This window comes from Changpingibacter yushuensis (assembly GCF_014041995.1).
Taxonomy (GTDB): Bacteria; Actinomycetota; Actinomycetes; order Actinomycetales; family Actinomycetaceae; genus Changpingibacter; species Changpingibacter yushuensis.
In genome coordinates, this window is the sequence record NZ_CP059492.1 from 494426 (window position 1) to 517466 (window position 23041).

A 23041-nucleotide genomic window follows, 5' to 3' on the forward strand; every position below is an offset into this window, starting at 1 on the left:
GACACACAGTTCCCGAAGCACACGAGGCACCACGTGCCCCACACATACCACGTGCTTTATCTCGGACCTCTCACTATGGAGGTGACCCATGAACACATCGACATCACTGCAAGATCAATCCCGCAGGTCACAAGGATCTTCCGCGCTCACCACGTCTTCGCGCAGCCACAGCGGCACCACCCGCAACCATCCCGATTCGCCTAGTTCCCGCAACCATCCCGATTCGCCTAGTTCCCGCAACCGTCCCGATTCACCCGGTTCTGGCAGCCGTCCCGAGCGGCCGAACCGCAGCCGCACGTCCACCTCAACGGACCCTCGCGCCGGGCGCGCCTCGTCCGACTCCTTTGTGGGCGGCCGTGGTCCTGCCCGCGTCTCTCAGCTAGATCGGGATCAGCTTGCTAGCCATCCCGTGGCTGTCAGACGAGTGGTGAGACTCTTTTCAGGACATACATGGGAGATCGTTGCCGTCGTCGTTCTCATAACGATTTCATCATTGGTGACGATGGCTCAACCTTTCCTTGTGCGCTCTGTGATCGACGACGCCCTTCCCAACGCCAACGTTCGCCTGCTCGTGTGGCTCACTGCGGCAATGGTTGCGGTCGCGGCGGTGAGTTCTCTGGTAGGAGTGGTGCAGACGTGGCTTGCAACCAGGATGGGCCAAGCCGTGATGCATGATCTGCGAACATCCGTTTTCGCGCATCTGCAAAAGCAGTCTCTACAGTTCTTCACCCGAACGCGCGGTGGCGAGATTCAGTCCAGGCTCACGCATGACATTTCTGGAATGCAGAGCGTAATCACATCGACCGCCACATCCGTTGCCTCCCAAGTGACTACCGTGATCGCGACGGTGGTAGCAATGTTGGCACTCTCGCCACGGCTCACAGCCCTTTCCTTAGTGATACTGCCACCCGCGGTGTGGCTTAGCCGCCGGGTGGCTTTGCTCCGCCGCGATATCACGGCCGCCAAGCAGGCTGAACTCTCAAACCTTCACACGCAAGTTGAGGAGAGCCTTTCGGTATCAGGAGTGCGTTTGGCTAAGACTCTGGGAACCGCACAGTGGAACACCGATCGATTTGAAGAATCTTCCCTTCGCCTCATAGATCTGGAGGTGCAGTCCCAGCTGGCGGGCAAGTGGCGAATGGCCACGATGTCCATAGTTTTTGCCGCGATTCCAGCCGCGATCTATCTGGTTGCGGGTTTGCCAGCTACCTCTGGAGGAATGACGGTGGGCACGCTTGTTGCATTCACGGCCCTGCAAACTACGCTCTTCCGGCCCCTCATGGGTCTTCTGGACGTGGGTGTTCAATGGGTGACCGCGATGGCGCTATTCAGCCGTATTTTCGAGTATCTGGACCTGCAGCCTGATATCAAGGAGCCAGTCTCTCCAATATCGCTCGTGAAGGACGATGTTGAGGGTGACGTCCAATTCAACGACGTCACCTTTGGATACGAAGCTGGCGATCCAGTAGTTCGCAACGTCAGTATTCACATACCTTCTGGAACGACGACGGCGATCGTCGGCCCCACTGGATCGGGCAAGTCCACCTTGGCAGCGTTGCTTACGCGACTCTACGATCCCACCTCTGGAGCTATCTCAATTGATGGTGTGGATGTTCGAGATATGACTTCACGGAACCTTGCCGAACTCGTGGGCGTGGTGAGCCAAGAGACCTACCTGATACATGCGTCGATTCGTGAGAACTTGCTGCTCGGTAGCCGTGAGGCCTCCGAAGATCAGATGTGGGATGCACTCCAGACTGCTCAGATTGGTCAGATGATCAGTGAGTTGCCCGACGGTCTGGACACGGTAGTGGGTGCACGCGGCTACCGCTTTTCTGGGGGAGAGCAACAGCGTCTATCTATTGCACGAACACTCTTGCGCAACCCACGCATCCTCATACTTGATGAGGCCACCAGCGCTCTGGACAACGCCACCGAGGCGCAAGTCCAGGCGGCGCTCGAGGCGCTCGCGGTGGGCCGCACCACGGTGACGATTGCGCACAGGCTCTCCACTGTGGAGTCAGCCGATCAGGTTGTTGTCCTGAAAGACGGGCACATTGTGGAAAGAGGTAGCGCGCACGAGCTGAGGCAGCAGCATGGGTTGTTCGCCTCGCTTAGCGGTTCAGCCAGTGGACCGTCCGACTGATGGGCCGTCCAGCTGATGCGCCGTCCAGCTGATGCGCCGTCCATCTAGTGGGGTTGGCGAGTAGGTTGCATGCCGGCGGTTGTGGCAGGTACTGCGGAGGGCAGTTTGCGATTCGAACAGGAGAACCTCGCGCATAGTGCAACCATATCCGGCACCATTGGATCAACGGATCAACGGATCAACGGATCAACGGATCAACGGATCAACGGATCAACGGATCAACGGATCAACGGATCAACGGATCAACGGATCAACGGATCAACGGATCAACGGATCAACGGTGAGGCACGATGAGCGCGAATGGAGTGGCAGAGACATCTGCCACCGAAAGTGCGGCTGTTCCCAGCAGGGATCCCGAATATCGCTGGAATCTCCTGTCCGCCATCGTCCTTTCATTGGCGACTCTCGCTTCGGCTTGGTGTGGCTTTCAAGCATCGTTGTGGAATCACGTCTACTCGCATGAGTCTCGTGCTGCCACAGGAGAGAGGTTTGAGTCTGAGCGGCAGTCGGCAATCGCTGATCGCCAGCTTTCCAACGATCTCTCGATCTTTTCGCTGTGGCTCGAGGCGAAGGTTTCAGAGAATGAGGTCCTAGCTTCGGAAGTTGAGCAGAGATTTCAGCCGCATTTTCAGGAGGCTTTCGATACCTGGATTGCATTTCCAGTGGAAGCGGGCATGCACGTCCCCGCGGGTAAACCATTTGAGCAGGCCGAATATGTTCTGCCTACGCAGAAAGAAGCAGATGCAGCAACTGCTCGTGCCGAAGAGGCCCTTGCGGCAGCGGACTTCGCCAGCGAAGCTAGCAATAGTTATGTGCTGAACTCTCTGCTCTTTGCATCCGTCTTGTTCTTGGCAGGCATTGCGTCCAAGCTTTCGCTCCCGCGCATGTCCCACGGCGTTGTTGTGGTGGCTGGGGTTGTGATGGCCGTAAGTATTGCCCTACTTCTCACGCAACCCGTGAGATTCTAACTGAGTTACGCAGTTCGGCCACCCACTCCGCCTAGTGGTGGAGCAGGTGGCCGAACATCCCATCATGCCTATTCGCTGACTTGCAGATACTCTTCCTGCGAGGCCTCTTGGCCTGCCACCCGCGAGGCGCTGAGAAGGTAATAGCCGAGGAAGCCGATGATCAACGCGATGATCACACCGATGTTGCCGGAAGCCCACACGCCATCCTTGCCACCGATGATGCCCAACAGGTAACCCTGCCAATCGTTCCACGAGGCGTCGGAGTACCCGTTAACTACTAGGCCCCAGCCAATGATGCACGCGGCGGCCATAAGGATAAGCGCGCTCCAATTGAATGCCCCATAGCGTCCAGAGGAGTTAAAGAGTGCGAACTCGTCGTAGCTCTTCTTGCGCAGTGCGATGTCCGCCATCATGATTCCAGCCCAAGCTGCAAGGGGAACACCGAGCGTGACAAGGAATGACTGGAATGGCCCGATGAAGGTGGGCGAGAAGAACACCACGTAGATAGTTCCCAATGTGAGGATCGTGCCGTCAATGAGCGAAGCGACTGGCCGGGGGATCTTGATGCCCAAGGTCAGCAGGGTAAGTCCGGAGGAGTAGATGCCATTGATGGCACCTGAAAGAAGGGAAAGGATCGCGGTGATAAGGAAGGGAATAAGGAACCATGTGGGCAACAGCGTGGCGAGTGCACCAACCGGGTCCATCCCGATGTTTTCTGACAGCTCGGCCGATGAACCGGCAAGCATGAGTCCAAAGGTAATGAGTACTACTGGGCCTAGCGATCCACCAAAAGTGTTCCAGAAGATAATTGAGGAACCGCGTGCCTCGCGTGACTGGTAGCGTGACCAGTCCGCAGCGATGTTCACCCAGCCGAGTCCCATTCCGGTCATAACCATGGTCATTCCACCGATCATGGCGGGGAATGATCCAGCCGGGATGGAAGTGAGGGTAGGCCAGTCGATGCTTGGAATAACTAGGATGATGTAGATGATAGTGGTGATGCCGGTCAGCCAGGTGAGCACGGCCTGCATCCGCATAATGATGTGGTAGCCGGCTACGGCTCCCAGAACAATCAGTATGGCCACCACGATTGCCGCCACGATTTCGATGGCTGTGTGATCGCTGCCCACCCAGCCGAGGCGTTCAAAGATCGTTGCGGTGGCGAGTACTGCGGTGATTGCGAGTGAAGTTTCCCAGCCAATAGACGTCAGCCAGGAAATGACGCCCGGAACCTTTGCGCCTTGTACTCCAAACGCGGAGCGTGACATCACCATGGTGGGAACCGAGCCACGCTTGCCACCCAGTGCGATCACGCCGCAGATGGCGAAGGAAAGGATCGCGCCGATCACCGCGACGATCGTGGCTTGCCAGAATGAGATTCCAAAGCCCAGCACCCACGCTCCGTAACTCATGCCAAACACGGAGATATTGGAGGCGAACCAAGGCAGAAAGAGATTGCGTGGTTTGGCGGTTCGTTCGGATTCGTTGACGATTTCGATTCCGGTGAGTTCGATTCTGCCGCGAGTTTGAGGCGCGGTTGGTAGGTCGGGTAGGAGTGAATCGTTGTGGCTCATTAGTATTCCTTCACGATGGGCCCTAGTGTGCAATTGCCACGTTACTCATTCTGTGCGGTGGAATCGTCTTTTGGACACGAGGGTCGAAACGATCAGAGTGGATGTGACATTAGCCTAGTGGCTTGTTGAGCACAGTATGCTCGGGCGTAGGCTTGAATGATCAAATCGCAGGTAGCGATGCTCTACCACAGCTCCCGCGCTCTCCCACATGGCGCCGGCATGGAGGAACCTGATGAGGAACATCTGGCATGTATTTCGGCGGGATCTCCGGCGTATCCTCATAGTTCCCCAAGCATGGATCATCTTGTTGGGCCTGATCGTTACACCCGCGCTCTATGCGTGGGTAAACGTCATCGCGTTCTGGGATCCTTACAGCAAGACTGCCAATATCAGCGTTGCGGTAACTAACCTCGATGAGGGCGCCACTTCCGAGCTGACGGGCGACGTAAACGTGGGTGCCCAAGTAGTTGAAGAACTCAAGCAAAACGACCAACTTGGCTGGACCTTCGTGGATGAGGATGAGGCAGAGGCCCGGGTCAAGCGCGGAGATAGCTACGCGGCAATTGTGATCCCCGCAGATTTCTCTTCCAACCTTCTCAGTATCACTTCGGGAGACTTCACCCAGCCTAAAGTTGAGTACTTTGTCAATGAGAAGGCGAACGCAGTTGCTCCGAAACTGACGGACGTGGGCGCGCAGACCCTGGTTCAGCAGATTACGAGTTCCTTTACGGCAACTGTTGCTGAAGCCGCAGCCGATGCCCTCAGTGACGTGGGGACGGACGCCCAAGATAAGCTCGAGGAAGGCCAGCGCACAGCGTTACAGACGTTGGATGAGGCGTCGTCGTCGATCGAAGAAGGCAAACAGAGCCTCCAAGAGCTTCAAGATGACCTCGCAACGGCGCGTGAGAATCTAACAGATGCTAAGGCCACCTTGGCCGACGTTGATACCGCTCTTCAAGCCTCCCAGAAGGCTATTTCGCAGAGTCAGGCAATCGCGGCTCAGGCGCAACAGGATCTGACCACGTTTGGCTCGCAGTTCAGTTCTTCTTTTGCGGACGCCACGCGGATCTTGGCGAACGTTTCTTCCCAATCACAAGGGGGATTGGCGGACCTCAATGTGGCGTTGCAAGGGGCAAATACGCACGTTGGGACTGCGATCGACGGCGTCGCTGCGGTAGTCGAATCGAATGGGAGAGCGATCGACCAGATCCAAGAACTCATCAGCAATGGTGGGCTAGATCCGGCGGTCGTGACGCAACTCAATCAGGTACTCGACGCTCTCAATGATAGGAATGCCGCCGATCAGGAGTTGCTGACGTCCCTTCAAGCCCTCGATCTAGGTGGTACATCGAATGATGCCGTCCAGGCCGTGGCAGATGCTGCTACAGCACTCGATTCCGCACTTCAGAACACCTCATCCAACGCGGACACGGTGCGTGACCTACTCCTAGACGGCATGCCAAAGCTCAATCAGCAGCTGAGCACGCTATCGGGCAGTGCCAGCGGATTCGCGGCGGCCCTCCAAGCGCAGCGTTCGCAACTGGCCTCGGCCTCAGGTTTGCTCGATTCTTTGGACAGTCAGCTCGCCGATACCAGCACTGCGCTGGGCGGAATGATGGACAACCTTTCGGGCTTCCAGGACAGCCTTGGAACGTTGCGTACGGACGTGGTGGCGCTCGGTTCGGCGTCGGTCTGGGATCAACTGAACTCAATCACTAACTTGAACGCGCAACAAATCGCCTCCTTCATGACGTCACCGGTCGAGGTCAATGAAAAAGTCGTGTTCCCCGTCAATTCCTACGGCTCCGGAATGGCTGCGCTCTTCACCAACCTTTCGTTGTGGATTGGTGCCTTTGTCCTCATGGTCATCATGAAGTTGGAGGTCGACGACGAAGGCGTGCCCGGCCTGACCGTGCGCCAGGCGTACTTGGGTCGGTGGCTGTTACTTGCAGTCATCAGCGCACTGCAGGGATTGCTGGTCACATTTGGCAACCTCATTATCGGAGTGCAGACGGTCAATCCAGTAGCGTTTGTGGCTACAGGTGTGTTCATTGCATTGACATATCTGAGCATCATCTATGCGCTATCTGTGACATTTGCACACATAGGCAAGGGGCTTTGCGTGATCTTCGTGATTGTGCAGATTCCAGGTGCTTCAGGTCTGTATCCCATCGAAATGATGCCGTCCTTCTTCCAGAATCTCTATCCGTTCTTCCCATTCACATATGGGATCGACGCGATGCGTGAGACGATTGCAGGTTTCTACGACGGCCATTACTGGCAGCGGCTGAGTGTGTTGACGCTATTCGTTGCGGCTGCGTTCATCTTGGGCTTGCTGCTGCGCTCAAAGCTTGTCACCATCACGCGGCTCTTCAACAAGGGCATCGTTGAAACGAATCTTCTTGTGGCGGAAGAAGTGAACGATTCGGGCACTTACAGGCTTTCACAGGCTCTGCGTTCGCTGGCTAACCGGGAGGATTATCGCCACAGGCTAGAACGCCGGGCCGCCACTTTTGCTCGCTACTATCCACGTTTGCGACGCGGAGGTTTGATCGCGGGCTTCATAATGCCCGTCGTGTTGACGCTCATCCCCGCCTCGGATCCTTCTGTGAAGGCACTGGTGTTGGGCTTGTGGGTAGCCTGGTTCCTCCTGCTCTTCGGCTATCTCATAGTGATTGAGTACATTCGTGATGCGATCGAAGATGGGCTCGAACTAACCAACATGCCAGATAACGAACTGCATCAGGCGATCGAGGGACGAAGGAAGAGAAGACCGGCGGGTCAGACGAAGCTTCACCCCTTGATTGAGGGATCTGAGACAACCCAGAGTTCGGAGGCAACTGAGGTTGCACAAGATACTCACCGCCCGGAAGAAGCTGCCAGCTCGAAAGAAGTTGATGCCAAGTGAAGGGCGCATGGAGTATTTTCCGGCGGGACATCGCTCAGGCCACCAAGAACACAATGGCAGTTGTTGTGGTGGTCGGCTTGGCGATCCTTCCGTCCTTGTTCACATGGTTCAACGTGATCGCGAGCTGGGATCCCCTGAAGAACACTCAGGGGCTCACGGTGGCTGTGGCCAACAGGGACGAAGGCTACAAGAGCGATCTGATCCCAATTCAGATCAACATTGGCGACCAAGTGGTTTCTGCCTTGCGCGCGAATGAGGATCTGGATTGGGTTGTGACCAGCGAGGATGCTGCTATTGATGGCACGAAATCCGGCAAGTTCTATGCTGCGATCGTGCTTCCGGCGTCGTTCAGCCAGGACATGCTCACGTTCTATGCCGACGGCGGCACGCGCACGGCTATCGATTACTACACGAACGAGAAGAAGAACTCGCTGGCTCCAAAGATCACTGGGCAGGGGGCCAGTACCCTTTCTGCGCAAATAAACAAAGTGTTCACACAGACGATCAGTGAGATCGCCGTGGGAATCTTGTCTGATCTTTCCGAGTACCTGAACTCTGCCGATACCAAGGTTCTGCTCAGTCAGCTTCAGGCTCAGGTGGGTCAGACCTCCACGCAACTTCGTTCGGCATCCACAAATATCGGAGCGTTCTCCTCCATTGTGGGATCCAGCCAGGGGCTCGTGACCAGCGCAGCGAACCTCGTGAAAGGAACCTCCGCGGCGCTCAACGATTCGTCCGCCGCTGTGGGAAGTGCTGTGAGCAGCGTAGGTACCGTTAAGTCCACCATCGATTCGGTCGCTGACGGTTTGAGTGACGCCCTCGCTTCGAGTGTTGCGAGCTACGAATCGCTCGGAAAGCAAGTGGATGTGGCATTCTCAGCTGCCCAGAACAGCGTGGAAGCGCAGGCTGGCGTGCTTGATGCCCTCTCCGATCGGGTTCAGGCCCAGATTGATGCCTATGAGGAGTTGCGTTCGACGTTGGTTGACGACGTCGCACCCGTGCTTCCAGATGGTGCACTCGATCCGGTGCTCGCGATCCTTGATGGAGCCGTCTCGCGTCAGGAGGCCGTGAAGGACGGTCTGGATAACGCTGCTGCTGCCCTGCGTTCGGGTGTAGCGAACTCGCAGGATACTCACGATGCGCTCAATGATGCGATCTCACAAGCCAAGCAGAGCGTTACAGATCTGAGCGATGAGTACACGAATAATCTCAAGGGGAGCCTCCAAGACCTTGCCAGTACGCTCAACACCGCGCTGACCTCAATCGCTGGCATCGGCGATGATGCGAACTCCGCGGTGGACAGACTCTCCGGGGCCGGAGATTCCATCAACGATCAGCTTTCCAGTGCGCAGGAAGTCATGACGCACCTGCAGGACAAGCTAGATGATGCCGCAAGCACGTTCGACTCTGTGAGCGATGCACTTGAGGCCGCCAGTTCGTCTGGCGATCTCAGCCAGCTGGAGCAGATCGTTGGCGCGAACCCAGATACACTCGCTGCTTCACTTGCCTCGCCTATTGGCCTCGAACGCACAGCTGTGTTCCCAGTGGCAAACTTCGGTAGCTCGATGGCGCCGCTGTACTCTGTGCTGGCGTTCTGGGTGGGTGCACTCCTCATGTCAGTGGGCATCAAAGTCAGCGTGGCCAACACAGACGTGCCAGGTGGAGAGAAGCTGACATCGAATGAGAAGTTCTTTGGCCGCTACGGAATCTTTGCTGCCATGGGATTGGCTCAGAGTACGTTGCTAGGGCTTGGGAACCTATTCTTTGTTGGAGTGCAAGCTGTGCACCCGTGGCTGTATATGTTGGCTGGCTGGACCACATCACTTGTGTTCACTTTCCTCATATACACGCTAGTGGTGGCATTCGGAAGTGCCGGAAAAGCCGTTGGGGTGTTCCTCTTGGTGATCCAAATATCGGGAGCTGGGGCTGCCTATCCGCTTCAACTTCTGCCCGAATGGTTCCAACACATCAGCAAGTTCCTGCCTGCGACATATGCCGTTGAGGCGTATCGATCAGCGATCGCTGGAATCTACCATGCCGACTTCTGGAAGGCACTTGGCTTCCTCGTGTTGTTTGTGATTCCGGCGCTGATCCTTGGCCTGTATCTGCGTAAGCCACTTGTAGGCTTCAACAGGCGCACAGCCGAGGCCCTAGAGTCCACAAAGGTGATGGGGTAGGCGGGAAACCTGCTGGCGCCTCGCGCGCCTCGGGTTAAGATAAGGGCCTACTGAATCGGATCCTTGCAAGCTAAGGGGGCTGCTGCGATGAGTCGATTTCGTGTTCATCTCCGGCCTGCTGATGTGGTGGACGTCTTCGTCTACGTTGTGGTCCTTAATCTGGCAGCAGAGTATCTACCCCAGGTAATCACTGAGACCTTCACGCTCTCACTGCTCACTGCGGTTCTGCTCAAGCTGATACTTGAAGTAGTTGTGGCGCTCAAGGATCGCGTGAAGGGCCGCTTGAAAGCTGCGACAAGCCTGACTGGGCGTATCGCTTCAGGAATCTTGTTGTGGGCGTTATTAGTGGGCAGCAAGTTTGCGGCTCTGGAGGCAGTGAGCGTGGCTTTTCAGGGCCAAGTTCAACTAGGTGGCTTCTTCGCCGTCACCGGACTCATCCTTGCGCTGCTCATATCCCGCGCTGGTGTGAGGCGCCTCCTGAGGGACCTTGACTAGAGAACCCTCGCCACATGATGCGGATTACCCCTCGCCACTCCTCACCTCTCTTCGCAGCCCGTCGCCACTCCTCACCTCCCACACTTCTCCTCGCTACCCCTCGCGGAACGTGACGCCGAATCCGCTGCGAGGATAGTGCCATGTGAGGACGCCCGGCGCAGCTACAGCCAAACACGTGCCGCATTCGAGGCACGCAGCGTATTCCACGCCAATGCTCCCGTCAGCCTTTTCGGAATAGACGTGCGCGGGGCATACCTTCACTAGCACTTTGCCTGACCCCGTGCTCCTGGCCAGTTCTTGATTGATGTCAATATGGCTTTCTTCTTCGTCTATTTCATAGACGTTGCCCGCTAGCCGTTCAGGAATGCTCTTGTTTATCATCTTCGAGGTGCTCTCCGTTGGTTTATAGTGCTCGCACGCCGGCCATAGCACTTTCGTTGGTTTATAGTGCTCGCACGCCGGCGACGGCGTCGCGAATTACAGATCTAAGGCGTAGCCCGGACTTTTTGAAGGCATCGGTGGCGGTGCGCACGATGTGGCGGCGCGGGGAGAGGTCCAGATCGTATGCATCGTGCAGAATATCCGCCAGCAGTGGGCCGTACTGTGTGTACATCCGCTCGTTTTCGAGGAATGCAGGTGCTTTGGCGTACGTCGCTAAGTCTTTGCCTACGAAGCTTTCGGCAAGGTCACGCGGGTAGGCATCCATGGCTTCCTGTCCAAACGTACCCTTTTCAAGGGCGGTATGTGCCGCGCGGGCGGCGGCAATAGCGGAACCGGCCGCAAGGTCCATCCCGCGTATCGTCAGTCCGGTGTTCAATGTGAAACCTGCGGCGTCCCCGATGAGGAGAAGGCCGGGCTTGGCTGTTGACCCATGGTTGGCGCACGTGCATCCACGCGGGCATGGTCTCAAAGGCGGGCGGAAGACGAGAGAACTCGTCATCCGCGAGTAGCACTAGTTCTGTGGCAGTGGCATCGAGTAAGAAGGTAGGAGCAAGTACAGCCCCAGTCATTTCCTTGAGGATGGCGATGGCGAGGTTGTAGCTTGCCGCATTCTCTGCCGACCAGTCGAGGACGTCGGAGATGCGGACAAGCTGCTCCATGAGCACACTGCTGTTGTTCATACCTACCAGTCTAGGTGGCGTGGACGAGTCCGACTCGGGAGCTTCAGTCACCACGACTGATCAATCGGTATCACCTTGGACCCACATAGTGCTGGTCCAGATCGTGAGAATTCGATGTGATTCAATCAGCTGTTGACTGCGCCCATAATGGGTTCGCCATTGAGGTGGCCAGAACCTTTAGGTGCTTCATCGAAGCTTGCATGGTAGTACGTGCGGCTGTACCGGTAGGAATCGGGGCCGGAGGTGGGGACCATTGTCATGATGATTCCGCGAACATCGCATTCGACATTGTTTAGGGCTTCGAGTGCGGAAACAAGTTCAGGCCTGTGGGTCTTTCCACTCGCGGCGAGGAGTAGTACACCCGCAGCCTTCTTACCTACCACGGCCGCATCTGTTGCAGCGAGGATGGGTGGGGCATCGATGATGACGTAATCGAAGTGGGAGCTCAGGGTTTCAATCACGTGATCCATGGCGATGGAACCAAGAAGCTCACTGGGATTGGGTGGGATACGGCCAGCTGGAAGCACAAAGAGTTGCTTGCGGCCCGTCTTGAGCAGAACCTCATCATAGGTGACTTTGCCGATGAGAAGGTCCGTGAGGCCAACGGCCCCTTCGACTCCAAGGAGGGCGGCGACGCGCGGTTTGCGTAGGTCCGCATCGATGAGTGCAACGCGGTGGCCCGCATCGGCCAACACAATAGCCAAGTTCGCTGCTGTTGTGCTCTTTCCCTCGGACGGGCTTGACGATGTAAACACGAAGCTCTTCTTGGGATTCTCGGCGCTGAGGAACTGCAGGTTCGTGCGCAGAGAACGATATGCTTCAGCACTTGGGCTTTGGGGTTCGGCTTGAGCAATGAGTGGGTGTTCGGCCGAATCTGGGTTGAAGATGGTTGTGCCGATGACGGCGATGTCCGTGATCGCCCGAAGATCGCTCTTGGAGCGAATTCGCGTGTCAAGCACCTCGCGCAGAACTGCGATGCCAATCCCAATCGCGACGCCACAGATCAGCCCCAGTGCGATGTTCTTTGGCATGCTGGGACTTGCTGGTGATATGGGAGCAATGGCTGGCTCCACAGTGTCAATCTGTACCCGTGCTGGTGAGTTGTCCGCTGGCTTCTCGAGTTGATTCTCAACGAGGTCAATGAACACAGAGCCTACGGTGTTCGCAATCAACGCGGATTGGCTGGGATCCGAATCAGACACGGTGATGTTGATGAGAACGGTATTTGTAGGCGTGGAAGCGTCGATCTCGTCAGCGAGTTCTGCGGCCGTGAGATCAAGGCCGAGTTCTGAGATGACTTCGTCAAGCACCACTGAAGTAGTCACAACATCAACATAGGATGCGACTGCTTGCTGGGCGTAGTTCGATCCTTGGTAGAGATCTGATGAGGAGGAATCCGCAGTGCGAACGGAGACGTAGAGCTGGGTGGTAGCTTCGTATGTCGGTGTTCGCGTGAGGGTCCATGCAACGCTCAGGCCTGCCGCCACCAAAGTACAGATCACAATGACCACCCAGTTCTTCCGGAAGATCACTAGATAATCTTGAAGTGTCATTGAGCCATGCCTCTCCAATAGTGTGTGACCCGGCCAAGGGAATTTGAGATCGAGTGGACACGAGTCCTATCTAAGATACCTGACAATGCGTTGCCGCCTTGAATCCTGCGCGGTTCTTGGGCCAAGAATATGTGGTTGATGGGTGCTCCAAACCTCATTGCGTGCTAGTACGCGCCATCGCTTCCAACAACGGCTTTGAATGTGCGGAAGAGAATCTGTAGGTCACCCATCATGGTCCAGTTCTCTGCGTAGTAGAGATCAAACCGCACGCTATCTTCCCAGGAGAGATTTGAACGTCCATTGACCTGCCACAGCCCAGTTATGCCAGGTTTCACGATGAACTTTCGATACACATGTCTGTCATATGTTTTGACTTCACGCATGAGCGGTGGCCGCGGGCCAACGAGTGACATCGTGCCGTTGAGCACGTTGAACAGCTGGGGGAGTTCGTCAAGCGAATAGCGGCGCAAGTACTTTCCGACCCGCGTAACGCGGGGGTCGTCCTTCAACTTGAAGAGAGTGCTATTGCCAGCATCCGCGGGATACTTCTTCTTGAGTTCGATGAGTCTCTGTTCGGCGTCAACATGCATGCTGCGGAACTTGTACATATTGAACACAGTGCCCTCTAGACCAACGCGTTCTTGTTTGAAGAACACTGGGCCACCATCACTGAGCTTTACGATAAGTGCAATTGTGGCTAGCAGAGGGCTGATGAGAATAATCCCTAAACCCGATGCAATAACATCAAAGCTCCGCTTGGCAAGGTGCTGCGGCCGAGTGATTGCTGGCGGTTCAACTTGTACCAACGGAAGCCCTGCCACAGGGCGCACGGCCAAACGTGTTGCTCCCACGCCCATAACACCTGATGAGACCACAAGGCGCTGGCGATTAGGTTGAAGGCTCCAACTTATTTCGCTCACTCGGCGGGCCGGCATCATGTGACCGCCTGCGAGCACGAGGGTGTTGGCACCGAGGCGCTGCATCTGTCTGCTCACATCCGTCTTCAGGGAGACTACGGGGAAGCTCCGGCCGCGCACCGTGATGCTATCGCCCCACAAATCCTGATGCGGATCCGCCGCGGCCACTGCGATGACGTTGAAAGGGCTGGGCCGAGCAACAAGAAGGCGGTCAACGATGGCCGTGACGGACTCTTGTGTGCCGACTATGAAGACGTTTGTGCGCATGCGTTGCTGACGCCACTGCGAGATTAACCATTTGCGCCACAGCCATCGTGAGACAAGCAAAGCGATCGTACCAATGGGGAATGCCAACACCATGAAACCGCGAGCAAGATCTATGCGTCCGAAGTACGCCACCATGGCGACAATGCCAAAAACATGCATTGAGACTGACGCGACACGGCTATATTCGGTGCTATCGGAACCAATTATCTTCACGTCACGAGTGTTTCCAACTGACAGTGCGGTCAACCAGACGAGGATGATTCCACACGTCGCAACGTAATACGGTACTCCTGCAATTTGCTGGCGCCATGGGGTAGCCGTGAGATCTGTTGTTCCCCAACCCAGCCACGCGATCTGAGTCAGGAACACAGCAAGCGTTACTACAACGAAATCGCTTGCCGCCAGACGCCCAGATATCAGCCACTGCCATGTGTGCTCTGGTGTGGCAGCAGGACCACGAAGGCCATCTTCTGACGTCTGAGTAGACCGCCTTAGCTTCGTGTACCAAGTTGCATCAATTGCCATCAGAATCCTCGTGGTGAACCGCGTGTGAAGGTTAAGGGAGATTTTCACATTCCCAAACACAATGTGTGGTTGCGATGGTGGGGAGTGATGTATCTCTGCTAACGGTTCTGAGCCTATTCCAAACTTCGGACAGATATTAGTGTGCCCATCGCACGAAATAGAAGAATGCACACAAGTGACAGGTATCGGAATATCGGACGTGTTTGTGTGGAAATACTTTCCTCTTCGCAATTAGTGGCCGATATGTCCAAGTGCTTAGAGAATCCTGAGATCAGCGAGGAGGGCAGTGGTTCTGAGGAGCGGCTGACCGTTGGTGGCAAAAGGGTTTCTGTGATTTCACATCACCAAGTGTGAGATGACGCACTCTTGACAGAGGCTTGTTTCATGTGGGGAGAAATGCCGGCATTTTGCCTGATGGGGGCGTTGTTTGGTGAGTTACTGCGGATTCTGGAAAGTTTCCAAGATAGACATCTATAGGGCGACTAGTACTTTTTTCCTCTCGCATGCTGCGTTTGGCAGATCTTTTTCACGATCTTCCATTTATTGTCTTTGGTTTCCTATAACATTACTGTGTCCTACGGCCTGCTCACCCTTGGCATGGATGGATCTTTGCGTGTGCTCACCGGATTTTTCTGTTTTCGAAGCAGAGTTGGCCATTCGTTTCGGACTTAGGAGGTACTGTGGCGTCTTCGCCGATGCATCACAGAAGTCGCTGGTTTACCGGCATTCTCGCGTTCTTTACTGCCATTACAACTATTGGGCTGGTTGCGCCAGCCGCGCAGGCAGATGATTCATTAACACAAGCAGGCGTCACGATTGACAAGTCAGTCACCGTGGACGGAACAGAATATGACCTGCCCGATGCACCAACGGTCACCGTGGGCGAGCAGTTCGATTGGTATATCGACGTCACGTGTAACCAAAATGTTGACCAGTGTGTGAACGCTACTTTGACAGACGTCATCCCGGACGGGCTTGAGATTGTAAAGGATGCGGTCTATTCGAGCCAGGAAGCCGAAATCTCGGTTTCCGGCCAGACCGTAACTGTTGCATTCAAGGAGAACCTAGTTAGTCCATCGGGCGCATTTGGCCTCAGCTCCGGTGCGCAAGTGCGCATCCCAGTGAAGCTAACCGCCATTGATCAATCACGCGATGGTGAGGTCTTTACCAATACAGCATCGATCGTTGCTGACAACGCATCGGTGAAGACTGATGATGCGGCAGTGACGGCCAATGTACCCGTCTCGCTCGTCGCGGCCGCAACTAAGACGTTCTCCGATACGTCACTTCTTGCACAACCCGGTGCGAGTGTCGGCGTGACCTTCGGTGGCAGCAACAACTCGAACACCTCTGTATCGTCATTGACCTTGCAGGATCCGGCCGATCCAAACAATTCTGTCTTCCAGCAGTACCTGGCGGTTGCCTCACTAGGGGATGTCTCATGGCCTGAGGGCGCAACTCGCGCCGTGGTCTCTGTGACCACCGATGGATCCACATGGACCGCAGGAACAGTAACGCCAGCGGGCCAAGCACTTTCGCTACCTAGCGGCGTCACGGCTTACGATATCCGCGCTGTCCGTGTGGAGTTTCAGTCTGATACAGCCTCCATCCCTGTGGGAGCGAGTGCTTCCGTTGGCCTCGCGCTGACACAACGAGATTCAGTGAGTGCTCTAACGAGCGAAACCACTATTCCTAACGAGTCTTCAGCTGTGGTGGGCCTAGACTCCCAGTCTTCAGCCATAGCGACGAAGGACGCGAGCCTGGTGCTCCGCCCCGTGGCGTCAAGCGTGTCAGCCTCAAAGTCCTTCTCTCCTGAGCGAATTGCTACAACTGGGAACACCACGAGCAGCCTTGTGACGCTGGGAGCCAAGAACACCGGTACAGTCACGCTCTCTGAGCTGACAATTGCCGAGCCCACAGATCCGGCTTCCGCTACGAATATCCTTTCACCCGCTTTTGCTGAGGGTGGCGTCACATTTGCCGGATTCTCTAGCGGTATCACATGGCCTGCTGGCGCCACTGAAGCGACCATCACGTACAGCTACTCCGATTCCACGAACTCGTCCGCCTCGACTTCTTCTGAGGGCACGCTACCCGCTCCAACAGATGGCAAGCGCGTTATTGGATTCGTCATTACGTTTGCGGGTTCAATTGAACAGGGAGCAGAAGCTGAAGTACCTTTCACGGTGAATGCGCCTGCTTCGATGAACACAGACATGATCTCTGGAACTAACGAGATCACGGTCTCGGGTACCGGAGCTGACGATCTGCCGGATCCAGCAGATAAGACTGCAAGCGACGATCTGACCGTATATGGCGATCGCATCGCGATCTCCACTACCAAGTCACTTTCGCATGACACGCTATGGGCGCGCTCCGGTCAGTCGACTACTGCAAAGCTCACCGCAACCATTGCGAACTATCCGGAGACCACAGTCCGTGCCAAGCAAGTGATCATTGATGATCCGCAGACCACTACCGGACTGACAGACTGGTACAACTATTTCGACGCAACTGCGGTGACGTTGGCTCAGATCCCAACGAACGCCACTTTGACGGTTCAGTACCGGGATGCGGATGGCAACTTCTACGATATTCCCGGCATGGTGGATATCTCCGGATCCGCCAACGGGATCTTCTCAGGCGATATCCCGGCATCGCTTCGTGATGACATCTACGGGATTCGCTTCATTTACTCCTCAGACGATGGATTCACTGCCGGGCAGACCTTCAGCCCGAACCTGACTTTCGCAACGCGGGAAACTCTGCGCGACTCGGGTGAGCCTCTCCCCACTCAGGCAGCGGAAGGCGAGTCCTATGTGGCTTCGTTGGAGAACTGTTCGGCATCGCAGGGTTCCAATGGCGCAACTGTCTCTAACAGGGCAGAACTAGAGTCCTGCCCGGTGGTCAACCTTCTGCCCACAGACGAAGGGCCTGGCACCGGAGTCAGCTACGACAAGTCTTGGACGCCGGACCTGGTGTTCAGCCATTCCCGGCAGAACACCACCGCCAATCTCACATGGGGTCTTGGCGGCGTACAAGGTGTAGACAAGATCATCATCACTGAACCCGGAATTGCCGGCGACGGCGAACCTGGTTCACTTGCTGATTCTGTGTTTGACACCTTCAATGTGACAACCATAGGTCCGATCAATGACGCCCAGTTTGCATATGACCAGGTGACGGTCCAGCTGTTTAACTCCAGCACGGGTCAATGGGAAGATGCTTCCACGTGCACCACTGCGGCACCGTGTTCGGGAACGAGTATTCCGGCCATCACTCTGACAAGCTCCGAGCAGCAGACCACAACTGGTGTGCGGTTCATCGTGACAGAAAGGGCCAACCGCAATCCGAGCAGCGTGGACCAGCCACAGGCAGGTTCCGGAATCTCCACCGGAGACGGCCGGGTAATTCCGCTGACTTTCCAGTTGCGTGACACGCTCCGCTCGGACTCTGACACTCCCGTCGTGGAAGGGCCCACCTACAACACGAACACCGCGAGCGAGGTTCTCAACTCGTCTACGATCACTGGCTACATTGATGATGAGAAGGCATTCGATGTCACTGACAGCGATACTGTTCAAATCGTTGATCCGGACCTTGGAATCACTGCAAGCAAGAAGTGGGATGGTAGCCCTGTAACGGTTCCACAGGACTGGAACACGCAGGCTATTCCGACTACGCGTGTAACGCTTTCGGCTACAAACACCACCGCTAGCGGCGTGACGTCAGGCGGTCAGGCGGTCTCCGGAATCGTGGATTCCCTTCAGATCGTGGAACCCGGGGCAATCTCTGGTAACGCCGATTCGCCATTCGAGGTGTTTGACCTCGTTCGCGTCCAGGCGATGACCGCTCCCGCAGGCACCACTAATGTCAAGGTAGACTTCACTGCCACGGGTAATCCGATTCCGTCAATCTCAGAGCCAACTGCGAGCGCCGCGCTGGCCAAGCTGCAAGCTATGTCCGAATCGGACCTGCGCACAGTTACGGGTCTGACCGTGACCTACTCAGGATCAATCGCTTCTGGCAGCCGGAATGGAACGGGCACTTTGGTGCTTGATCTGGAACTGCGCCAAACCGAGCGGACCTCGGGCGATACCGTGACTCAGGTTGACAACGCCGTTGTGTATAACGACATGTTGGCCACGGTGTCTGATCGCAGATACAACGGAGAGTCCTTCGTATCGGACACGCTCAGTGATGATGCAACCGCTGACGTCAAGCTGCAGGAAGCGAACATCGGTGTGAACGCCGCCAAGACGTTCTCCGTGGCTTCGCAGACTGAACCGAATAACTCTGCAGTCACGATGACTCTGGCGGCCACCCCTACTGGCAGTGAGCGAACCAAGTCGATCGTCATCACTGACGATGCGGCCACATTCTGGAATGCCTACGATTATTCGAAGGTTTCCAACACTCTGACACTGCCAACCTTCTCGCCGGCAAACAACGCCGTTGTCCAGTTCTCCGTGTGTACTGGACGCACATTCGATGCGGCTGCGATTGCAGCAGCTTCTGATGTGGGCTGCGAAGCAACTGGCGGTACGTGGTCAGAATGGTCGAGCGAAATGAGCCAGACCCAAGCTCGCACGTGGGCACCTGCTTCAGGTACCGATGTGCAGGGCATTCGGATCAAGGTCTCACGCCAGGGCGGCTCGCAGTGGGCCAACCCATTTGCACCTACCGTGCAGATTCCACTCGAGGTTGTTCGCCGCGCCGAGCTGCGCACCGGCGGCGAGGTGCCATCCACCTTGTCCACCGGCACGATTGCTCCAGGTGAGACCGTGCTTGGTGTTACAACCAACGTGGTTAAAGCACACATCACCGGGATCTGGGGTGGCCAAGCTGATAACTCGGCCACTGCGACTATCACCTACAAGCACGCCAAGAACGGCGTTCAGGTGAAGAAGGATCCGACGGGTGTCAAGGCACCAGGCCAGGTATTCCCGTACACGTTGACCTTCACCAACACTGGTGACCGCGATGTTGTTGACCCCGTAGTTGTTGATTCCCTCCCGTGGAGTGACACACTCGGAACGCTGGTTCAGTTCGATCCCGATGAGGCGGAAGGCGCAGTTCGCTACACCTACACGCTCAGTGGTTCCAATTCGACCAACGGAACCCCGATGCCAACAGACGCCGCCTCGGTGACGGTGGTTGAGGATCTCGATAGTGATACGCCAACTCTGACGTTCACCTTCCCAGAAGGCACTACGTTTGCTCCGGGCCAGACCTACACCATCAGCTTTGAGATGGTGTTTGTTCCAGGAGTACTTGCTGGTCAGGACATCACTAACACCTTCGGAGTATCGGGGGATCGCCCGTGGGATACGTGTACCGCACCCAACGGATACACCGCTTCGCTGAGCGAGGATGCCACCACGTGTTCCACATCCGCCACAGTGCGGCCCACAACGGCGGCAAGTGTTCGCGGTATCAAGTCCGTGCGTCCGCTGGACTCGAATGGTGATCCTTCAAACGAATACGGGTTCCTCTCAGTTCGCACCAGAACTTCTGTTGCACAGTGTGCTGAGATCGCCGCCGAAAACTATGGCTACTCAAAGTACCCATGCGTCCCGCGTACCGCTCCGGGCCAGACCGAAGAATGGCAGCTGACCCTCACCAATGATGGCACCGCAAACGCCACCCAGTTGGTCGTGGCAGATTACCTGCCAGTCACAGGGGACTCCACCCTTGTGGCGGATCTGATCCGTAACTCGCAGTGGGATCCAACCTTCACTGGTCAAGCTCCCAAGCTTGTTGATCCTGCTTCCGGGCAGACCTTGACGGTGTACGAGTCAACGGCGAGCAAGGAAGGCTTGTGCATGACGGGGGTCAATGACCCCACGAAGCTGGCAAGTTGCCTTGATCAAACTGGTACGGACGCATCAAAGTGGGTTCCCCTTGGAACCAATACCGCTTCTGATGTGACAGCGTTGCTGTTCGTTGTGGATGGAACAGTTGTTCCAGGTGGCCAAGTGAACATTACGTTCACCACCACCACACCGGCCTACAGCGCCAACGTGGCGGATGCTGATTCCGTTGCGAACAACTCGCTGACGGTTTCCATGTTGTGGGACAACGACGGGAAGATCGATAGGCTCCGCGCCCGCGATCAGTCCATGGTTGGCATCGCCCTCATTACCGGTTCGGTCAAGATTAGTAAGTCGATCACCGGTGACGCCGCGGAGTTCGTGCCTGAGGACCTCGAGTTCTCTGGAACGCTCGTTTGCGAGTCTGCAGGAGTTGAGATCCCGGGCCGTGAGTTCACCATCAAGAATGGCGAGACGGTTCAGATCGATAACCTTCCGTACGGCGCAAGCTGCTACGTGGAGGAGTCCGATGAAACCGGTCAGACCACGGCAACGTCCACAACTGTTACGGTGCCAGATGGTTTGAATTCCGAGACGATCCCAACAGTGGATCTCACAAACACCTATGAACTCACGAGCCTGACGGTATCGAAGTCGGTTGATACCACAGCCGATAACTTCCCCTCGGGTTTCGCGTTCGAAGTGGAGTGCTCTTTCCTCGGTGAGCCGATCGATCTGGGTGAGGATGCCAGCTTCACATTGAATGCTGACGAATCGCGCGTGATTGAGGGCCTACCAGTCAATGCCACGTGTACCGTCACTGAGACGGACGCTCGTGGTGCAGATTCCACGGTTGTTGAAGCAGAGTCTGTCAATTCAGACGATTCGGCTCACGGCACTGTGACTGAAGACAACGAAGCTCGCAGTGCAGAACTTGATGGGCTGGCGACGTCGTCGGGCACAAACTCCGTTGATTTCACCAACAACTTCGGAAGCGTGGCTCAGCTCGAGATCACGAAGGAACTGGTTGGTGGAGCTGCCGATCTGGCGGATGACACCACGTTCACCGTGGACGTCGTGTGCGAGTACCAAGGTGAGGAACTGCTGAACACTCAGTTCGAGCTGAACAAGGGCAACGGATGGTCGCAGTTCGTACCAAGCCTGGTGGCTGGCACCGACTGCACCATTACGGAACCTGACCTTCAAGGCGCGGATGGTGTGGTCATCACTCCGAACAACGATGAGGACCAGACTGTTGGAACTGTAACCATCTCCGAAGGTGAAACTGAACCTGTGGCAGTAACGGTGACGAACCGCTACCTCGCTGGATCCCTGCACGTAACAAAGGACGTGACCGGCGATGGCGCGGCTACATACGGAACCGCGGACTTCGAAGTGACTCTCGAGTGCACCTTGAATGGCGAGCCCGTGCGGATCCCAGATGGAGCCACACGGACGGTCAGCGCTGAGAATCCTGGGGCTGACTACACCGGGTTGCCAAATGGTGCGCTGTGCACACTGACCGAAACCTCCGATGGAGGTGCCACGGTCAGCACGATTCGCCAAGGTGATTCAGAGTGGAGCGATGCCGCAACGGGTGTTACCTTCACGGTAGTTGCCGATCCGACCATTGCTTCGAACGATGATCAGGCTCAGGTGGGCGTGGAAGTGGATAACCGCTTCGACCTCGCTGAAGTCTCCGTGACGAAGCATGTGGATACTGCAGCTGTAGATTCCGAAGGCAACCCGATCGCCTATGGTCCGTTCACTGTTGCGATTGAGTGCACGTTCAATGGTCAGCCGGTGGAAATCGAGCAGGCCGATCGCACGATTGCTGATGGTGAGACGGTCGTGTGGAATGGCTTGCCAGCCGGCGGCGACTGCACAGTGACCGAAACGGATTCAGCGGGTGCCGTGAGCACCGTGTTTGAACGCACGGATGTCAATGACACCATCACGGGAACACAGTGGACCCTCACCGGGCTAGAGCCCGTGGGAGCAGAGATTGCCAACTCGGCAACGCTCATCAACTCCTACGATGTGGGCACCATTGCAATCGCGAAGGTGATCGACGGTTCGGCCGCCAAGACGGCTGAAGGTAAGACCTTCACCGTGGACGTGGAGTGTGTACTGACAGATGCCAGCCATCCAGAAGGCACCAACGTGTGGAACGGAACTGTGGAACTCAATCGTGCATCCGATTGGCGCGCACAGATCACCAATGTCGCAGCCGGAGCTTCCTGTGTTGTGACTGAGGCCAACGCAGGTGGCGCGGATTCCACGTCCATCTCCGTGGGCGGTAAGAAGTACGATTCCACCACTGCCACCGTGCTGGTGGGAGCAAATGAGGATGTGAACGTGCAGGTCACTAACACCTTCATCGCGAAGCTCCCGGACACCGGTATTGACGTTCGCGGCCTCGCGATCGCAGTGGTTGTGCTTCTTGCGGGTGGCGCCTTGGCGGTTGTTATCTCTCGGCGCAAGCGCGAAGAGTAAGAACGGTCATAGGTAATACCTGTGAGGGATCTTCCGCCAAACGGTGATCCGATCACTGAGTAGAGTGAGGGCCAGCATCCC

At 56.3% G+C, this 23041-nt stretch carries 13 protein-coding genes; 7 read left to right on the forward strand and 6 right to left on the reverse strand.

The genetic code is table 11. The annotated features are described in order from the left end of the window. Nucleotides 1-88: 88 nt before the first annotated feature. From H2O17_RS02110 to H2O17_RS02120, 3 genes are all read left to right on the forward strand, one after another. Complete coding sequence (locus H2O17_RS02110; protein WP_182050120.1) at nucleotides 89-2146, forward strand: ABC transporter ATP-binding protein; 2058 nt, start codon at nucleotides 89-91, stop codon at nucleotides 2144-2146. Between the two features lie 69 nt (nucleotides 2147-2215). Then, nucleotides 2216-2440: a hypothetical protein gene (locus H2O17_RS02115; protein WP_182050121.1), complete on the forward strand. Its 225-nt coding sequence runs from the start codon at nucleotides 2216-2218 to the stop codon at nucleotides 2438-2440. After that, the gene (locus H2O17_RS02120; RefSeq protein WP_182050122.1) at nucleotides 2437-3114 is read left to right on the forward strand and encodes a hypothetical protein; all 678 of its coding nucleotides are present in this window, start codon (nucleotides 2437-2439) and stop codon (nucleotides 3112-3114) included. Before H2O17_RS02115 ends, H2O17_RS02120 begins: the two co-directional genes overlap by 4 nt. A 68-nt stretch (nucleotides 3115-3182) precedes the next feature. On the opposite strand, the gene H2O17_RS02125 is transcribed toward H2O17_RS02120, so the two are convergent. After that, nucleotides 3183-4688, reverse strand: coding sequence for a purine-cytosine permease family protein (locus tag H2O17_RS02125; protein ID WP_182050123.1), 1506 nt, complete (start codon nucleotides 4686-4688; stop codon nucleotides 3183-3185). Between the two features lie 232 nt (nucleotides 4689-4920). Here H2O17_RS02125 and H2O17_RS02130 point away from each other — a divergent pair, with 232 nt between their 5' ends. The 3 genes from H2O17_RS02130 to H2O17_RS02140 all read left to right on the forward strand — a co-directional run bounded on the left by H2O17_RS02130 (nucleotide 4921) and on the right by H2O17_RS02140 (nucleotide 10268). Continuing rightward, nucleotides 4921-7596, forward strand: coding sequence for a YhgE/Pip domain-containing protein (locus H2O17_RS02130; RefSeq protein ID WP_182050124.1), 2676 nt, complete (start codon nucleotides 4921-4923; stop codon nucleotides 7594-7596). Further along, nucleotides 7593-9773 carry a YhgE/Pip domain-containing protein gene (locus tag H2O17_RS02135; protein ID WP_220456806.1) on the forward strand — a complete coding sequence of 727 codons (2181 nt, stop codon included), beginning with the start codon at nucleotides 7593-7595 and terminating at the stop codon, nucleotides 9771-9773. The genes H2O17_RS02130 and H2O17_RS02135 overlap by 4 nt, the downstream gene beginning before the upstream one ends. An 87-nt stretch (nucleotides 9774-9860) precedes the next feature. After that, the gene (locus H2O17_RS02140) at nucleotides 9861-10268 is read left to right on the forward strand and encodes a hypothetical protein (protein ID WP_182050125.1); all 408 of its coding nucleotides are present in this window, start codon (nucleotides 9861-9863) and stop codon (nucleotides 10266-10268) included. A gap of 93 nt (nucleotides 10269-10361) precedes the next feature. Here the strand turns inward: H2O17_RS02140 and H2O17_RS02145 are convergent, their stop codons facing one another. The 5 genes from H2O17_RS02145 to H2O17_RS02160 all read right to left on the reverse strand — a co-directional run bounded on the left by H2O17_RS02145 (nucleotide 10362) and on the right by H2O17_RS02160 (nucleotide 14651). Further along, nucleotides 10362-10649 (reverse strand): ferredoxin family protein, encoded by a 288-nt coding sequence (locus tag H2O17_RS02145; protein ID WP_182050126.1) that lies wholly within the window; start codon nucleotides 10647-10649, stop codon nucleotides 10362-10364. A gap of 61 nt (nucleotides 10650-10710) precedes the next feature. After that, the gene (locus H2O17_RS02150) at nucleotides 10711-11058 is read right to left on the reverse strand and encodes a nitrogen fixation protein FixC (RefSeq protein WP_246311301.1); all 348 of its coding nucleotides are present in this window, start codon (nucleotides 11056-11058) and stop codon (nucleotides 10711-10713) included. Continuing rightward, nucleotides 11000-11389: a hypothetical protein gene (locus H2O17_RS11610; protein WP_246311302.1), complete on the reverse strand. Its 390-nt coding sequence runs from the start codon at nucleotides 11387-11389 to the stop codon at nucleotides 11000-11002. The genes H2O17_RS02150 and H2O17_RS11610 overlap by 59 nt, the downstream gene beginning before the upstream one ends. Nucleotides 11390-11514: 125 nt before the next feature. Beyond that, nucleotides 11515-12942, reverse strand: coding sequence for a tyrosine-protein kinase domain-containing protein (locus H2O17_RS02155; RefSeq protein WP_182050127.1), 1428 nt, complete (start codon nucleotides 12940-12942; stop codon nucleotides 11515-11517). Between the two features lie 164 nt (nucleotides 12943-13106). Continuing rightward, on the reverse strand, nucleotides 13107-14651 hold the full coding sequence (locus H2O17_RS02160; RefSeq protein WP_182050128.1) for a sugar transferase: 1545 nt from the start codon (nucleotides 14649-14651) through the stop codon (nucleotides 13107-13109). 695 nt (nucleotides 14652-15346) lie between these two features. On the opposite strand from H2O17_RS02160, the gene H2O17_RS02165 reads away from it, so the two are divergent. Beyond that, nucleotides 15347-22960 carry a DUF5979 domain-containing protein gene (locus H2O17_RS02165; protein ID WP_182050129.1) on the forward strand — a complete coding sequence of 2538 codons (7614 nt, stop codon included), beginning with the start codon at nucleotides 15347-15349 and terminating at the stop codon, nucleotides 22958-22960. The last annotated feature ends 81 nt before the right edge of the window (nucleotides 22961-23041 follow it).

Bases quoted from the DNA above. Each gene is read 5' to 3' on its own strand.
- H2O17_RS02110 (WP_182050120.1), top strand. From the start codon at position 89: ATGAACACATCGACATCACTGCAAGATCAATCCCGCAGGTCACAAGGA.
- H2O17_RS02115 (WP_182050121.1), top strand. From the start codon at position 2,216: ATGCCGGCGGTTGTGGCAGGTACTGCGGAGGGCAGTTTGCGATTCGAA.
- H2O17_RS02120 (WP_182050122.1), top strand. From the start codon at position 2,437: ATGAGCGCGAATGGAGTGGCAGAGACATCTGCCACCGAAAGTGCGGCT.
- H2O17_RS02125 (WP_182050123.1), bottom strand. From the start codon at position 4,688: ATGAGCCACAACGATTCACTCCTACCCGACCTACCAACCGCGCCTCAA.
- H2O17_RS02130 (WP_182050124.1), top strand. From the start codon at position 4,921: ATGAGGAACATCTGGCATGTATTTCGGCGGGATCTCCGGCGTATCCTC.
- H2O17_RS02140 (WP_182050125.1), top strand. From the start codon at position 9,861: ATGAGTCGATTTCGTGTTCATCTCCGGCCTGCTGATGTGGTGGACGTC.
- H2O17_RS02145 (WP_182050126.1), bottom strand. From the start codon at position 10,649: ATGATAAACAAGAGCATTCCTGAACGGCTAGCGGGCAACGTCTATGAA.
- H2O17_RS02150 (WP_246311301.1), bottom strand. From the start codon at position 11,058: ATGGACCTTGCGGCCGGTTCCGCTATTGCCGCCGCCCGCGCGGCACAT.
- H2O17_RS11610 (WP_246311302.1), bottom strand. From the start codon at position 11,389: ATGAACAACAGCAGTGTGCTCATGGAGCAGCTTGTCCGCATCTCCGAC.
- H2O17_RS02155 (WP_182050127.1), bottom strand. From the start codon at position 12,942: ATGACACTTCAAGATTATCTAGTGATCTTCCGGAAGAACTGGGTGGTC.
- H2O17_RS02160 (WP_182050128.1), bottom strand. From the start codon at position 14,651: ATGGCAATTGATGCAACTTGGTACACGAAGCTAAGGCGGTCTACTCAG.
- H2O17_RS02165 (WP_182050129.1), top strand. From the start codon at position 15,347: ATGCATCACAGAAGTCGCTGGTTTACCGGCATTCTCGCGTTCTTTACT.